The sequence below is a fragment of the Ensifer sp. LC384 genome (genome assembly GCF_001695865.1).
Lineage (GTDB): Bacteria > Pseudomonadota > Alphaproteobacteria > Rhizobiales > Rhizobiaceae > Ensifer.
Map to the genome: position 1 here is coordinate 1 of NZ_MBST01000044.1, position 13,175 is coordinate 13,175.

The window sequence follows — 13,175 nt, forward strand, 5'->3', positions numbered from 1 at the left end:
GTGGTCATCGGCGTTGCCGGCGCCGGCCAGGAAATCTCCACCCGGCCGTTCCAGCTCGTCACCGGCCGCAGCTGGATGGGCACCGCCTTCGGCGGCGCCCGCGGTCGCACCGACGTGCCGAAGATCGTCGACTGGTACATGGAGGGCAAGATCGAGATCGATCCGATGATCACCCACACCATGGCCCTCGAAGACATCAACAGGGGCTTCGAGCTGATGCATTCCGGCGAGAGCATCCGCAGCGTGGTTCTCTACTAAGTTCGCAATTCGATTCAGGAAGGCGCCGGAATCGATTGTATTCCGGCGCTTTTTCGGCCCTTTTGAGAAACTGATTCAAGATGATCTATGTCGATGCCGATGCCTGCCCGGTAAAGGCGGAAGTGCTGAAGGTGGCCGAGCGCCACGGCTTCGAGGTGACGTTTGTCGCCAATTCGGGCTTGCGCCCATCACGCGACCCGATGGTGCACAACATCATCGTGTCGGCAAGCTTCGACGCCGCCGACGACTGGATCGCCGAACGCGCGCATGACGGCGATATCGTCGTCACCGCCGACGTGCCGCTTGCGGTTCGTTGCGTGGCTGCCGGCGCATTTGTCACCGGCCCGTCCGGTCGCGTCTTCGACAAGAGCAATATCGGCATGGCCTCTGCCATGCGCGACCTTGGCCAACATCTGCGCGAGACCGGCGAAAGCAAGGGCTACAATGCCGCCTTCACCCAGCGCGACCGCTCGACCTTCCTCGAGACACTTGACCGACTCGCGCGCCAGACGAAAAAGTGAGAGCGCAGCGCCGATTCGCAAGGGATAGCAAGGGCACTTCAATGACAGCGACGACAAGGCTCAGGCACTGGCCGTTCTACACCGCATCGCTGTGCGCCTTCACCAGCCTGCCGATCACGTGGTTCCTCGCTTGGAGTTACGTTCTCGAGGTCGCGGCAATCACCTTTTTCTGCGTCTACCTCATCATGAGCGGCCGCCGGCTGCGGATGATGACCGGAAAGCACCTGAAGACGCACGCGCGAAACACGGACGAACCGGAAGTGGTAATCTTTCTAGTCACCTTCGGCGCTGCCGCCACGGCGCTCGTTTCGCTGTTTTTTGCTCTCAACAGGCCAGGCAAGGGGCCGACGCTCGAATTGGGGCTGGCCTTTGCATCCGTTGTGCTCGGCTGGGCAACCATCCACGTGATGGCGGCCATGCACTATGCCCATGCCTATTGGGTGTCGGGTGGTGATGGGCAACCCCCTGCGCCGCAGCGCGGGCTCGATTTTCCAGAAACACCCGAGCCCGGCGGCTACGACTTCCTCTATTTTTCCTTCGTGATCGGCATGACCGCCCAGACATCGGACGTCGCCATCACCACCACGACGATGCGGCGTATCAACCTGATGCACGCCATCGTTTCCTTCTTCTTCAACACCGTGCTTGTCGCCGCTGCTGTCAACGCAGCCGTGCAACTCGCCGGCTGATCCCACGATACCCAAGGAGCATTTGATGAAAGTCCTCTCGCAGAACACCGCATTCGGCGGCATGCAGGGCGTCTTCACGCACGAGTCCGAGGCCTGCAAGGGCGAGATGACCTTCGCGGTCTTCGTCCCGCCGCAGGCGATCAAGGAGCCGCGGCCGGTACTCTGGTATCTCTCGGGCCTCACCTGCACCCATGCCAACGTGATGGAGAAGGGCGAATACCGCCGCATGGCCGCGGAACTGGGGCTCATCGTCGTCTGCCCCGACACCAGCCCGCGCGGGACGGAGGTTCCGGACGAACTCACCAACTGGCAGATGGGCAAGGGCGCGGGCTTCTACCTCGACGCCACACAGACCCCGTGGGCCGAGCACTATCAGATGTACAGCTACATCACCGAAGAGCTGCCGGCCTTCGTCAGCCAGCATTTCCGCATGGACATGAGCCGTCAGGGCATCTTCGGCCACTCGATGGGTGGTCATGGCGCAATGACCATCGCGCTGAAGAATCCGGACCGCTTCAGGAGCTGTTCGGCCTTTGCACCTATCGTCGAACCGTCGACAGCCGACTGGTCCATCGGCGCCTTCGAGAAATACCTCGGCGAGGACCGGGCTACGTGGCGGCAATATGATGCCTGCGCGCTCGTCAACGACGGCGCTCGGTTCCCTGAATTCCTCATCGACCAAGGCAAGGCGGACAGTTTCCTGGACAACGGGCTGCGGCCATGGCTTTTCGAGGAAGCGATCAAGGGAACCGGCATCGACCTGACGCTACGCATGCATGAACGCTATGATCACTCCTATTATTTCATCTCGACTTTCATGGACGATCATCTGAAGTGGCACGCCGAGCGGCTGGCATAGTCCCCAAACAGAGGTTGGAGCATCCGATGACCCACCTTCTCCTTGTCGGTGCCGGTGGCGCCATCGGTTCGATGGCTCGCTACCTCCTCGGTCTTTGGACACTTCGGCGATGGGGGCCAGGCTTTCCCTGGGGAACGCTCAGCGTCAACATAACCGGCTCGTTCCTGATCGGCTTGCTTGCCGAGCTGATCATGCGCAAGTTCGGAGCATCGGCCGAGATGCGACTGTTCCTGATCACCGGCGTGCTCGGCGGTTACACCACCTTCTCGGCCTTTTCGCTGGACGCGATCATGCTGCTCGAGCGCGGCGAAGTCGCGCTCGCGTTTGGCTACGTCGCCGCCAGCGTCCTGCTTTCGATCCTCGCGGTATTTGCCGGGCTGGCCCTGATGCGCACAATGGTCTAAAGGCTGCCTCTAAAGAACAGGAAGCAGGTTCGCTGAGATGGCAGGCATAGAACACAAGCAGGTGGACGGCGACGAGGCAGGCATGCGCCTCGATCGCTGGTTCAAGGTGCATTTCCCCGGACTGGGTTTCGGTCCGCTGCAGAAACTACTGCGCTCGGGCCAGATCCGTGTCGACGGCGGTCGCGTCAAATCCGACACGCGCCTGCAGCCGGGCCAGACGGTACGCATCCCTCCCCTTGGCGTCGATGCGAAAGAAACGAAGACAGGCCCGATCGCCGGGCGCGACCTTCGCCACTCGCCCGACGGGGAATTGCTATCGCGCATGGTGCTGCATGAGGACGCGAAGGTCATCGTGCTGAACAAGCCCGCTGGCCTCGCCGTGCAGGGCGGCTCCGGCGTCAACCGGCACATCGACAAGATGCTCGAGGCCTGGACCAACCAGCGCGGCGAAAAGCCCCGTCTGGTGCACCGCCTCGACCGTGACACTTCCGGTGTGCTTGTCATCGCCCGCACGCGTGGCGCCGCGCAGAAACTGACGGCTGCCTTCCGCGAACGGGACACCAAGAAGACCTATTGGGCGCTGGTGAAGGGCGTCCCGCGCAAGCGCGAAGACCGGATCTCGACCTGGCTCGTCAAGGAACAGACCCCGGACGGCGACCGCATGCGCATCGCCAAACATGGCGAAGACGGCGCTGACCACGCCATATCCTATTACCGCGTGCGCGAGCAGGCGGCACAGAACCTCGCCTGGCTGGAGATGGAGCCCTATACCGGCCGCACCCATCAGCTGCGCGTGCATGCCTTGCACATCGGCCATCCGATCCTCGGCGACCCCAAGTATTTCGACGCCGATATCAACTGGAGCTTGCCCGGCGGCATGCAGAACCGGCTGCATCTGCACGCGCGTCATATCGACATTCCGCATCCGGACGGCGGTCGCCTGCGGGTAACCGCGCCACTGCCGCCGCACATGGTTCAGAGCTGGAACCTGCTTGGCTTCGAAGAAAACGAGCCTGGCGAGGACGACTGATGAAACTGGCGCTTTTCGATTGCGACGGCACGCTGGTCGACAGCGGCGGCCTCATCCACGAAGTGATGGCACGGACCTTCGAAGCCTTTGAACTCGATCGACCCGAAATTTCCGCGACCAAGAGCATTATCGGTCTGACGCTCGATATCGCCATTGCCCGCCTGCTCGGAAACGAGCATGTCGACGACCAGGCGCTGGCGATGACGGCGCACTACAAGGCGATTTTTTCCGGCGTTCGTGCGGAAGCCGGCTTTCAGGAGCTGTTGTTTCCAGGCATCGCAGAGATGATGCAGGCGCTTTCCGGCCGCGACGAACTGGTGATCGGCGCGGTCACGGGCAAGTCTCGCCGCGGCCTGACCCATATTGCCGAGACCCACGGCTTCGACCGAATGTTCTTCGTTTCGCGCACCGCCGATGACTGCCCTTCAAAGCCACATCCGGCAATGGTGACGGAATGCTGCTCGGAGGCCGGGATCGATCCGAGCGACACTGTCGTCATCGGCGATGCGATTTATGATATGCAAATGGCGAAGGCCGCCGGCGCCGCCGCTATCGGTGTTGCGTGGGGTTATGCCCGTGTACCCGATCTCGTCGAGGCGGGTGCCGATTACATTGCACGGACGCCGGCCGACATCATTGAGTGGATGGAACACTATCATGCCTGATATTCGCGACGAACTCAGCGGTGCGTTGAGCCACGAGGACCCGGTCCGGCGCGCACAGATCCAGATGCTGAAACCGCTGCCCAAACGCTTCTACAAGGACGTCAGCATCGGCGGCTCGGAAAACGACGGCCACAGCGTCTTGCTCGACGGCCGGCCGGTCCGCACGCCGGCGAAGCATCCGCTTGCAGTCCCCACCCGCAAGCTTGCCGAGATGCTGGCAGCCGAATGGGACGCGCAGGTCGAAGTCATCGATCCCGCCAAGATGCCGGTCACCCGGATCGTCAATACGGCGCTCGACGGTGTAGCAAAGGACCAGCGCTCGGTTTTCGAGGACGTGCTGCGCTTTGCCGGAACCGATCTGCTCTGCTACCGCGCCGACAGCCCGGAAGGGCTCGTCGGACGGCAGAACGCCGTCTGGAACCCGGTGCTTGAATGGGCCGCGCAGTCGCTGGGCGCCCGTTTCATTCTTGCCGAAGGCGTCATCCACCAGGAACAACCGAGCGAGGCGATCACCGCCTATGCAGAGGGTTTACGCGCCTTTGCGACGCCGCTCGGCCTGACCTGCGTGCATACGATCACCACCTTGACCGGCTCGGCCCTGCTTGCGGTTGCGTTCGCGTCCGGCCGGCTGACGGCCGAACAGGCCTGGACCGCGGCCCATGTTGACGAAGATTGGCAGATCGAGCATTGGGGCACGGACGAGGAAGCGTTCAAGCGCCGCGAAGCCCGCTGGCAGGAAATGCTGGCGGCAGCAGCCGTTCTCGACGCGCTGCGATAGCGGCGCGCCGGAACACATTGCGAAAGATACTGCTCTACTGCATGTTTCCTTAAATCGTATCCGGTTTAAGGACAAAGACATGCAGCAATTCAAAGTGCTACAGCGACCTTTGCGCGTCTGATACGACGCGCGGCGCTGTAGCGAGAGATCTCTGACGTCGCGTTAAGCGGCGAGCTTTAATCCGGCAATACCGGCAACGATCAGGGTGATGCAGCCGAGGCGGACAAACGTGGCCGGTTCGGCAAAGAGAAAGATACCGAGAATGACGGTGCCGACGGTGCCGATGCCGGTCCAGACGGCATAGGCCGTGCCGAGCGGCAGGGTTCTGACCGCCAGACCCAGCAGCGCGATGCTGAGGACCATCGAACCGACGGTCAGGATCGTCGGCGTTACCCGCGTGAAACCGTCGGTATATTTGAGACCGATTGCCCAGCCGATTTCAAGGATGCCGGCAAGCAGGAGGATTAACCAGGCCATTTCAAACTCCTAGAGTATGGAGCGAGGCCGTCCCCGCGGATGTTCGGTATCGAAAGTCTCAAAACCGTGCAGCCGTCTGCAACGCGGCCTCTATCTCACGGTTCACTGACGGCAGCAAGATATGCCGGGGCAAATCAGCCCTGCGCGACTGGCAGGGCTTGAGCATTTCCAGGGAAAGTGCGAAGCGGTTTCCCGTCGGGAAATGCGAGGGAACAGAGAGTCAGCTTCGCTCTCGACGCAGCTTTGCCCACCATTCCAACCGCTTGCGGATCTCGCGCTCGAAGCCGCGTTCCGGTGGATCATAGAAAGTCTTGCGTCCCATTTTTTCGGGGAAATAGTCTTGCCCGGAGAACGCGTCGGGCTCGTCGTGGTCGTAGCGATAGCCGTCGCCGTAGCCCTCACCCTTCATCAACTTGGTCGGTGCGTTGAGGATATGTTTCGGAGGCAGAAGCGAACCGTTTTCCTTGGCGGCCCGCATCGCCGCCTTGTAGGCCGTATAGACACCATTCGACTTCGGCGCCGTCGCGAGATAGACGCAGGCCTGGGCGAGTGCCAGTTCGCCTTCCGGCGAGCCGAGATAATCGTATGCGTCCTTGGCGGCATTGCAGATCGCCAGCGCCTGAGGATCGGCAAGGCCGATATCCTCCACCGCCATGCGAACGAGCCGTCGCCCGAGATAGAGCGGATCCTCGCCGGCATCGAACATCCGGCAGAGATAGTACAGAGCAGCGTCCGGGTCGGAGCCACGCACCGATTTGTGCAGCGCCGAGATCAGGTTGTAGTGGCCGTCCTGGCCCTTATCGTAAACGGGCGCTCGTCGCTGCACGATCTTCTGCAGCGCGTCGACGTCGAAAATCTCGTCGGTCCGCGCGGCGCGCCAGACCTCCTCGGCCAGCGTCAGCGCCGCCCGACCGTCGCCATCGGCCATGCGGATCAGGCTTGCCCGGGCGTCCGCGTCGAGCGGAAGGGGCTTGCCGTCCGTTTCCTCCGCCCGCTTCAGCAATTCCTGCAGGCTCTCTTCTCCATGTGGCTTGAACGTCAGCACGCGGGCGCGGGACAAGAGAGCGGCGTTGAGCTCAAAGGACGGATTTTCCGTCGTCGCGCCGACCAGGATGACCGTGCCGTCTTCCATGACAGGCAGGAAGCTGTCCTGCTGGGCACGGTTGAAACGATGGATCTCATCGACAAAGAGCAGGGTCTGGCGGCCCGACATCCGCCGTGCGCGCGCCGATTCGAAAACCTTCTTGAGGTCGGCAACCCCGGAAAAGATCGCCGAGATCTGCTCGAAGGCCAGACCCGCCTCGCCCGACAACAGCCGGGCAACAGTCGTCTTGCCGGTGCCAGGCGGTCCCCAGAAGATCATCGATCCGAGCGAACCCGATGCGATCATGCGCGTCAACACGCCATCCTCGCCCGTCAGGTGTTCCTGACCGGTGACTTCGGACAGCGTGCGCGGACGTAGACGATCGGCAAGCGGCCTTGCCGAGGTCATTTCCGGCGGTTCCGAGGAGGAGAACAGATCGCTCATCGGAAGAACTGACGAATGATCTGGCCGTCACGCTCGATTTCGACGCGCCAGAAGGAAGCACCGTCCGCCATGACGGTCTCCAGCGTCTTCGAACTGTCAATCACAGCACCGTTGACGGAGCGGATGATATCCTTCGGCGCCAGACCGATGCGCGCGGCAGGCGAGCCGCGATTGATCTCGGTGACCACGACACCCTGCAACGAGGTCGACATGCGCAGTTCCTCCGCCAGCCGTGGAGAGAGATTTGCCACAACTGCACCCGCAAACGGATTGCGGCCCTCAATGAGCCGTTCATCGCGGGGTGACGTCTCCGGCGCCCGGTCCAGCTTCAGGCTGACCTCGTGCAGCTTGCCGTTTTCGGAAACCGTAACACGCGCCTCGTGGCCGATGCCGACGGTGGTCAGGCGATAGCCGAGTGCATCGGGATGTTCGACGGCGATGCCGTTGACGGCCGTGATCACCTGCCCCGGCTTTATGCCGGCCGTCGCCGCCGGCCCGCCATCCACGACGGCAGTGACGAGTGCGCCACGGGCGCGATCAAGGCCGAGCGCTTCGGCGACTTCCGATGTCACGGGCTCGAAGGACGCGCCGATGAACGGACGCACGAAGGAGCCATTGCCGCCCTCGGCGGATGCGACGAAGACTTTCACCAGATTAGCCGGGATGGCAAAGCCGACGCCGTTCGAGCCGCCGCCCTTGGAGAAGATCGCGGTGTTGATGCCAATCAGCGCACCGTTCATGTCGATCAGGCCGCCGCCGGAATTGCCGGGATTGATGGCGGCGTCCGTCTGGATGAAGAAGCCGAAATCGCCGGACGATACCTGATTGCGGGCAAGGGCCGAGACGATGCCGCTCGTCACCGTCTGGCCGACACCGAAGGGGTTGCCGATCGCCAGCACCAGGTCGCCGACCTCGACCGCATCGGAATCGCCGATCGGGATGATGTCGAACGGGCCATCGGACTGGATCTTCAGCACCGCAAGATCGAGGCGATCATCCTTCAGCACGATCTTGCAGGGATATTCGCGGCCGTCGGCAAGCGCGACCTTGATATCGTCGGCGCCCTCGATGACGTGGTTGTTGGTAACGACGATGCCGTTCTTGCCGACGATCACGCCGGATCCGAGCGACGACTGCTTCTCGCTGCGGTTCGGCATGCGCTGCCCGAAGAACTCCTCAAAGAACGGATCACCCGAGAAGATCGACCGGCGCTCGACCACCCGTTCGGCATAGACGTTGACGACGGCGTTCGCCGTCTGCTTGACCAGCGGGGAGAAGGAAAGCTGCATCTCCGTGCGCGATTGAGGCACGGCCTTTACATCCTGGGCCATTGCCGGACAGGACAGAGAGACAGCAAGAACGAGCGTCGCAAGCGCTCTTTGACCAAAGATCATATGAAGCATTCTCCTATTCGTCACCGCTACGTTCAGATAGGATTTCGCAGGAAAAAAGGCAAACGTCGCCGCGACATACGCAAAGTCCGCGCCATCACGCCCAACGCACGAAAACGTGGTTATCCACCTCTTTCTCAGTGATCGAAACTCTGGTCAGTTTGAGCAGACAAGACCCACACGTTCAAAGCGGAAAAGATCATGCCGACCTATCGTCCACCGAGAATCGCATCGTCCGAAATCAGCCCGGAGCGATGCTTTCTCTCGCGCCGCGCCTTTCTCGCAACGACGGCCGGCGGCCTGCTGGTTGCAGGCACTGGCGCCGGTGCTGCCCAGGCCACCGCCCTTGCGGCGCTCAAGGGCAACTACACAGTCGACGAGGATCTGACGCCGGAAGCCGACGTCACCGGCTACAACAATTTTTATGAATTCGGGACCGGCAAGGCCGATCCTGCCGCGAACTCGGAAGCCTTCAAACCGACGCCGTGGACCGTGAAGGTCGATGGTCTTGTCGCCAAGCCGAAGGAGTTCGGGCTGGAGGAGCTTCTGGCACTTCCGCTCGAAGAGCGCGTCTATCGAATGCGTTGCGTCGAAGCCTGGTCGATGGTCATTCCCTGGACCGGGTTTCCGCTTGCAGCCCTGCTCGACAAGGTCGAGCCGCTCGGCAATGCCAAATATGTCTCGTTCGAAACCGTCGTGCGTCCCGAGGAGATGCCGGGCCAATCCGGCTTGTTCCAGCCCCTTCCCTGGCCCTATCGCGAAGGCCTGCGCCTGGACGAGGCGCGTCATCCGCTCACCATTTTCGCGGTCGGCGTCTACGGCAAGACCTTACCCAACCAGAATGGTGCGCCGATCCGGCTCGTGGTTCCCTGGAAATACGGTTTCAAGGGCATCAAGTCGATCGTGCGCATCTCCCTGACGGAAACGCCGCCGCCCTCGACCTGGAACCTGTCGGCACCCAACGAATACGGTTTCTATGCCAACGTGAATCCGGCCGTCGACCATCCGCGCTGGAGCCAGGCAACCGAAAACAGGATCGGTGGCGGCGGCTTCTTCGGCGCCAATCGCCGCGACACCTTGCCCTTCAACGGCTATGCCGACGACGTCGCCGGGCTCTATGCCGGCATGGATTTAAGAGCGAACTTCTGAGGATGGCCAAATTGCCCGCCCTGCCGAAACGCTTTCATTCCGCGTCCGTCTGGGCACTTTACGGGCTCGGCCTCTGTCCGGCCCTTGCCGCCTTCTACCTCGGGGCGACGGGGCGTCTGCCGGGTAACCCCGTCAAGGAATTCGAACATCTGCTTGGCATCTGGGCGCTGCGGTTTCTGGTCGCCACGCTGGCGATCACACCGATCCGCGACATCATCGGCGTCAACTGGCTCCGCTATCGGCGCGCGCTCGGGCTTCTGGCGTTCTACTATGTGGTGATGCACTTCCTGGCCTATTTCCTGCTCGACCAGGTCCTGAACATCGCCGCGATCATCGCTGACATCGCCCGGCGCCCCTTCATCACCATCGGCATGGCCGGGCTGGTGATGCTCATTCCCCTGGCGTTGACCTCCAACAATTGGTCGATCCGCCGGCTCGGCAACCGGTGGAACCGGCTGCACAAGCTCGCTTACGTCATTGCCGCGGCGGGAGCGCTGCATTTCGCGATGTCGGTAAAGGTGGTTGGCCCGGAACAGACGACCTATCTCGCCTTGGTCACGTTGCTTCTATGCTGGCGTCTGGCGCGCAAGCCTTATCTGAAGCGCAAACGCCAGGCAGGCGCCCGGCCGATCCGAGCCCCTGAAACAGAAAAAGCGGCCGGGTGAGGAACACCCGGCCGCTTTCAATTCAACTTACCTGAAAAATCAGGCTGCTTCTGCAGCGTCAGCTTCAGCTGCGACGCGAGCGCGATCCTTCGCACCCTTTGCATCGGTGTCGCGGTCAACGAATTCGATGACAGCGAGAGCAGCGTTGTCGCCCTGGCGGAAGCCAGCCTTCATGATACGCAGGTAGCCGCCATTGCGGGTGGCGTAACGCGATGCGATCGTGTCGAACAGCTTCGAAACGACAGCGGCGTCGCGGATCTGCGAGATCGCCTGACGACGAGCATGCAGGTCGCCGCGCTTGCCGAGGGTGACGAGCTTTTCAACGATCGGGCGGATTTCCTTAGCCTTCGGCAGGGTCGTAACGATCTGCTCGTGCTCGATCAGCGAAGCTGCCATGTTGGCAAACATCGCCTTGCGGTGGCTGGCGGTTCTATTCAGCTTGCGGCCGGCTTTACCGTGGCGCATTGCTATTCTCCTTCACTTGCAGGCATCCGCCCGCAGTCTAACGGTTAGTATTGGTCTTCGTAACGCTTGGCGAGATCTTCGATGTTCTCAGGCGGCCAGGACGGCACTTCCATGCCGAGGTGCAGGCCCATGGAAGCGAGAACTTCCTTGATTTCGTTCAGCGACTTGCGACCAAAATTCGGCGTGCGGAGCATTTCTGCTTCGGTCTTCTGAATGAGGTCGCCAATGTAGACGATGTTGTCGTTCTTCAGGCAGTTGGCCGAACGGACGGAGAGTTCCAGTTCGTCGACCTTCTTGAGAAGCGCCGGGTTGAAGGCGAGCTCGGTGACTGCCTCTTCCTCTGCTTCCTTCTGCGGCTCGTCGAAGTTGACGAAAACCGACAGCTGGTCCTGAAGGATGCGGGCCGCGAACGCGATCGCATCTTCACCGGTGACGGAGCCGTCCGTCTCGATGGACATCGTCAGCTTGTCATAATCAAGAACCTGGCCTTCGCGGGTGTTTTCCACCTTGTACGAGACCTTCTTGACCGGCGAGTACAGGCTGTCGACCGGGATGAGGCCGATCGGCGCATCTTCCGAACGGTTGCGGTCAGCCGGAACATAGCCCTTGCCGTTGTTGACGGTGAACTCCATGCGGATTTCTGCACCCTCGTCGAGCGTGCAGATCACATGGTTCGGGTTGAGGATTTCGATATCGCCAACCGTCTGGATGTCACCGGCGGTTACAACGCCCGGACCCTGCTTGCGCACAACCATGCGCTTTGCGTCGTCGCCATCCATCTTGATGGCGATTTCCTTGATGTTGAGCACGATGTCCGTCACGTCTTCCCGGACGCCCGGGATAGAGGAGAACTCGTGCAGGACGCCGTCGATCTGCACCGCGGTGACAGCAGCACCGCGAAGCGACGACAACAGCACGCGGCGAAGCGCGTTGCCGAGCGTCAGACCAAAGCCGCGTTCAAGCGGTTCCGCCACCAACGTTGCCTTGGTGCGGCCCGAGGAGATGAACTCCACCTTGTTCGGCTTGATCAGTTCCTGCCAATTTTTCTGGATCATGTTTTGTGCCTTCCGTTCGTTGTCACCATCCAATCGTGACAACCGAGCCCCGAAGTCCGGGAGCGCGCCGAAGCGCCCTCACCGGCATTTTGAACGCAAATGATCAGACGCGGCGCTTCTTGCGCGGACGGCAACCGTTGTGCGGGATCGGGGTCACATCGCGGATCGAGGTGATCATGAAGCCCGCAGCCTGCAGCGCGCGAAGAGCGGATTCACGGCCGGAACCCGGACCGCAAACTTCGACTTCAAGCGACTTCATGCCGTGTTCCTGGGCCTTCTTGGCGCAGTCTTCAGCGGCGATCTGAGCGGCAAACGGGGTCGACTTACGCGAGCCCTTGAAACCCTTGGCACCGGCAGACGACCAGGCAATTGCATTGCCCTGTGCGTCGGTGATGGTGATCATGGTGTTGTTGAACGACGAATTGACGTGCGCGACGCCAGACGTGATGTTCTTGCGTTCGCGACGGCGAACGCGGGTGGCTTCCTTGGCCATAGGATCCCTTTCTTAGATCTCTGCACCGCCGTAATTCCAGCGGCTCCACCGGGAAAGGAATTTTCGTCCCCTGCCCTGCTTCTTCAGTTTCATCCAGGACCGGAGGAACCGGCCCTGCAGGCATTTCACGAAACCGATCCGGCTCCGCAACGGTCGGGCAACGCCCTTCCCAAACTGCAAAAGGAGGCCGGCGCGTGCGCCAGCCTCCCAATCTCCCTATTCGGGAAATTACTTCTTCTTACCGGCGATCGCCTTTGCCGGACCCTTGCGGGTGCGGGCATTGGTGTGGGTACGCTGACCGCGCACCGGCAGGCTGCGGCGATGACGCAGGCCGCGGTAGCAGCCCAGGTCCATCAGACGCTTGATGTTCATCGACGTGTCACGACGCAGGTCGCCTTCAACCTGGTAATCGCGGTCGATCGTTTCGCGGATCTGAAGAACTTCAGCGTCCGTCAACTGATGCACGCGGCGATCAGCCGGGATACCGACCTTCTCGACGATTTCCTGTGCGAATTTCGGTCCGATCCCGTGAATGTAGGTCAGCGCGATAACAACGCGCTTTGCCGTCGGGATGTTGACGCCAGCGATACGTGCCACGTCTATTCTCCTTGCGTTCCAGTTGCCATCCGGCAATAGGTGCTTCGTTACGCGACCTCAAGAGCCGCACGTTGATTGAGGTTCGAGACACGTCAAAAACGACCGTACCCGGACTTCGTTTCGTTGAAGACCGCGCCGATCGCTCCCATGT

16 protein-coding genes and 1 pseudogene are annotated in these 13,175 nt (G+C 61.5%); 10 read left to right on the forward strand and 7 right to left on the reverse strand.

Translation table 11 applies throughout. From position 1 onward, the window contains the following. The 8 genes and pseudogenes from BC363_RS25065 to BC363_RS25100 all read left to right on the forward strand — a co-directional run. Nucleotides 1-258: pseudogene (locus BC363_RS25065) on the forward strand (S-(hydroxymethyl)glutathione dehydrogenase); the annotation flags it as partial. A gap of 80 nt (nucleotides 259-338) precedes the next feature. Then, entirely contained in the window at nucleotides 339-779 is a 441-nt protein-coding gene (locus BC363_RS25070) for a YaiI/YqxD family protein (RefSeq protein WP_065785901.1), read from the forward strand. A 41-nt stretch (nucleotides 780-820) separates the two neighbouring features. After that, nucleotides 821-1,468, forward strand: a complete 648-nt coding sequence (locus BC363_RS25075) for a DUF1345 domain-containing protein (protein WP_065785902.1) — start codon at nucleotides 821-823, stop codon at nucleotides 1,466-1,468. A gap of 25 nt (nucleotides 1,469-1,493) precedes the next feature. Next, nucleotides 1,494-2,327: an S-formylglutathione hydrolase gene (gene fghA, locus BC363_RS25080; protein ID WP_065785903.1), complete on the forward strand. Its 834-nt coding sequence runs from the start codon at nucleotides 1,494-1,496 to the stop codon at nucleotides 2,325-2,327. A gap of 26 nt (nucleotides 2,328-2,353) precedes the next feature. After that, entirely contained in the window at nucleotides 2,354-2,731 is a 378-nt protein-coding gene (crcB, locus tag BC363_RS25085; protein WP_065785904.1) for a fluoride efflux transporter CrcB, read from the forward strand. A 37-nt stretch (nucleotides 2,732-2,768) separates the two neighbouring features. After that, nucleotides 2,769-3,761: an RluA family pseudouridine synthase gene (locus BC363_RS25090; RefSeq protein WP_065785905.1), complete on the forward strand. Its 993-nt coding sequence runs from the start codon at nucleotides 2,769-2,771 to the stop codon at nucleotides 3,759-3,761. Then, nucleotides 3,761-4,426 (forward strand): HAD-IA family hydrolase, encoded by a 666-nt coding sequence (locus BC363_RS25095; protein WP_065785906.1) that lies wholly within the window; start codon nucleotides 3,761-3,763, stop codon nucleotides 4,424-4,426. Before BC363_RS25090 ends, BC363_RS25095 begins: the two co-directional genes overlap by 1 nt. Beyond that, a complete protein-coding gene (locus tag BC363_RS25100) occupies nucleotides 4,419-5,204 on the forward strand; it encodes an ATP12 family chaperone protein (RefSeq protein WP_065785907.1) in 786 nt (261 codons plus the stop codon). The genes BC363_RS25095 and BC363_RS25100 overlap by 8 nt, the downstream gene beginning before the upstream one ends. Before the next feature lie 162 nt (nucleotides 5,205-5,366). On the opposite strand, the gene sugE is transcribed toward BC363_RS25100, so the two are convergent. From sugE to BC363_RS25115, 3 genes are all read right to left on the reverse strand, one after another. Beyond that, entirely contained in the window at nucleotides 5,367-5,681 is a 315-nt protein-coding gene (gene sugE / locus BC363_RS25105; protein ID WP_065785908.1) for a quaternary ammonium compound efflux SMR transporter SugE, read from the reverse strand. Between the two features lie 220 nt (nucleotides 5,682-5,901). Then, complete coding sequence (locus tag BC363_RS25110; protein WP_065785909.1) at nucleotides 5,902-7,209, reverse strand: replication-associated recombination protein A; 1,308 nt, start codon at nucleotides 7,207-7,209, stop codon at nucleotides 5,902-5,904. Continuing rightward, a complete protein-coding gene (locus tag BC363_RS25115) occupies nucleotides 7,206-8,603 on the reverse strand; it encodes a DegQ family serine endoprotease (RefSeq protein ID WP_065785910.1) in 1,398 nt (465 codons plus the stop codon). The genes BC363_RS25110 and BC363_RS25115 overlap by 4 nt, the downstream gene beginning before the upstream one ends. 198 nt (nucleotides 8,604-8,801) lie before the next feature. Between BC363_RS25115 and msrP the strand changes: the two genes are divergently transcribed. Both msrP and msrQ read left to right on the forward strand, forming a co-directional pair. Beyond that, nucleotides 8,802-9,749 (forward strand): protein-methionine-sulfoxide reductase catalytic subunit MsrP, encoded by a 948-nt coding sequence (msrP, locus tag BC363_RS25120; RefSeq protein ID WP_065785911.1) that lies wholly within the window; start codon nucleotides 8,802-8,804, stop codon nucleotides 9,747-9,749. A 2-nt stretch (nucleotides 9,750-9,751) separates the two neighbouring features. Further along, the gene (gene msrQ, locus BC363_RS25125; RefSeq protein WP_065785912.1) at nucleotides 9,752-10,414 is read left to right on the forward strand and encodes a protein-methionine-sulfoxide reductase heme-binding subunit MsrQ; all 663 of its coding nucleotides are present in this window, start codon (nucleotides 9,752-9,754) and stop codon (nucleotides 10,412-10,414) included. Nucleotides 10,415-10,453: 39 nt separating this feature from the next. Here the strand turns inward: msrQ and rplQ are convergent, their stop codons facing one another. The 4 genes from rplQ to rpsM all read right to left on the reverse strand — a co-directional run bounded on the left by rplQ (nucleotide 10,454) and on the right by rpsM (nucleotide 13,024). Then, on the reverse strand, nucleotides 10,454-10,879 hold the full coding sequence (gene rplQ, locus BC363_RS25130; RefSeq protein ID WP_025426687.1) for a 50S ribosomal protein L17: 426 nt from the start codon (nucleotides 10,877-10,879) through the stop codon (nucleotides 10,454-10,456). 44 nt (nucleotides 10,880-10,923) lie between these two features. Beyond that, nucleotides 10,924-11,934 (reverse strand): DNA-directed RNA polymerase subunit alpha, encoded by a 1,011-nt coding sequence (locus tag BC363_RS25135; RefSeq protein WP_025426686.1) that lies wholly within the window; start codon nucleotides 11,932-11,934, stop codon nucleotides 10,924-10,926. 103 nt (nucleotides 11,935-12,037) lie between these two features. Further along, nucleotides 12,038-12,427 (reverse strand): 30S ribosomal protein S11, encoded by a 390-nt coding sequence (gene rpsK / locus BC363_RS25140; RefSeq protein WP_003536496.1) that lies wholly within the window; start codon nucleotides 12,425-12,427, stop codon nucleotides 12,038-12,040. A gap of 228 nt (nucleotides 12,428-12,655) precedes the next feature. Continuing rightward, complete coding sequence (gene rpsM / locus BC363_RS25145; protein WP_025426685.1) at nucleotides 12,656-13,024, reverse strand: 30S ribosomal protein S13; 369 nt, start codon at nucleotides 13,022-13,024, stop codon at nucleotides 12,656-12,658. Between the last annotated feature and the right edge of the window lie 151 nt (nucleotides 13,025-13,175).

Bases quoted from the DNA above. Each gene is read 5' to 3' on its own strand.
- BC363_RS25075 (WP_065785902.1), top strand. From the start codon at position 821: ATGACAGCGACGACAAGGCTCAGGCACTGGCCGTTCTACACCGCATCG.
- fghA (WP_065785903.1), top strand. From the start codon at position 1,494: ATGAAAGTCCTCTCGCAGAACACCGCATTCGGCGGCATGCAGGGCGTC.
- BC363_RS25090 (WP_065785905.1), top strand. From the start codon at position 2,769: ATGGCAGGCATAGAACACAAGCAGGTGGACGGCGACGAGGCAGGCATG.
- BC363_RS25070 (WP_065785901.1), top strand. From the start codon at position 339: ATGATCTATGTCGATGCCGATGCCTGCCCGGTAAAGGCGGAAGTGCTG.
- rplQ (WP_025426687.1), bottom strand. From the start codon at position 10,879: ATGCGCCACGGTAAAGCCGGCCGCAAGCTGAATAGAACCGCCAGCCAC.
- BC363_RS25115 (WP_065785910.1), bottom strand. From the start codon at position 8,603: ATGATCTTTGGTCAAAGAGCGCTTGCGACGCTCGTTCTTGCTGTCTCT.
- rpsK (WP_003536496.1), bottom strand. From the start codon at position 12,427: ATGGCCAAGGAAGCCACCCGCGTTCGCCGTCGCGAACGCAAGAACATC.
- BC363_RS25095 (WP_065785906.1), top strand. From the start codon at position 3,761: ATGAAACTGGCGCTTTTCGATTGCGACGGCACGCTGGTCGACAGCGGC.
- crcB (WP_065785904.1), top strand. From the start codon at position 2,354: ATGACCCACCTTCTCCTTGTCGGTGCCGGTGGCGCCATCGGTTCGATG.
- msrP (WP_065785911.1), top strand. From the start codon at position 8,802: ATGCCGACCTATCGTCCACCGAGAATCGCATCGTCCGAAATCAGCCCG.
- sugE (WP_065785908.1), bottom strand. From the start codon at position 5,681: ATGGCCTGGTTAATCCTCCTGCTTGCCGGCATCCTTGAAATCGGCTGG.
- BC363_RS25100 (WP_065785907.1), top strand. From the start codon at position 4,419: ATGCCTGATATTCGCGACGAACTCAGCGGTGCGTTGAGCCACGAGGAC.
- BC363_RS25135 (WP_025426686.1), bottom strand. From the start codon at position 11,934: ATGATCCAGAAAAATTGGCAGGAACTGATCAAGCCGAACAAGGTGGAG.
- msrQ (WP_065785912.1), top strand. From the start codon at position 9,752: ATGGCCAAATTGCCCGCCCTGCCGAAACGCTTTCATTCCGCGTCCGTC.
- BC363_RS25110 (WP_065785909.1), bottom strand. From the start codon at position 7,209: ATGAGCGATCTGTTCTCCTCCTCGGAACCGCCGGAAATGACCTCGGCA.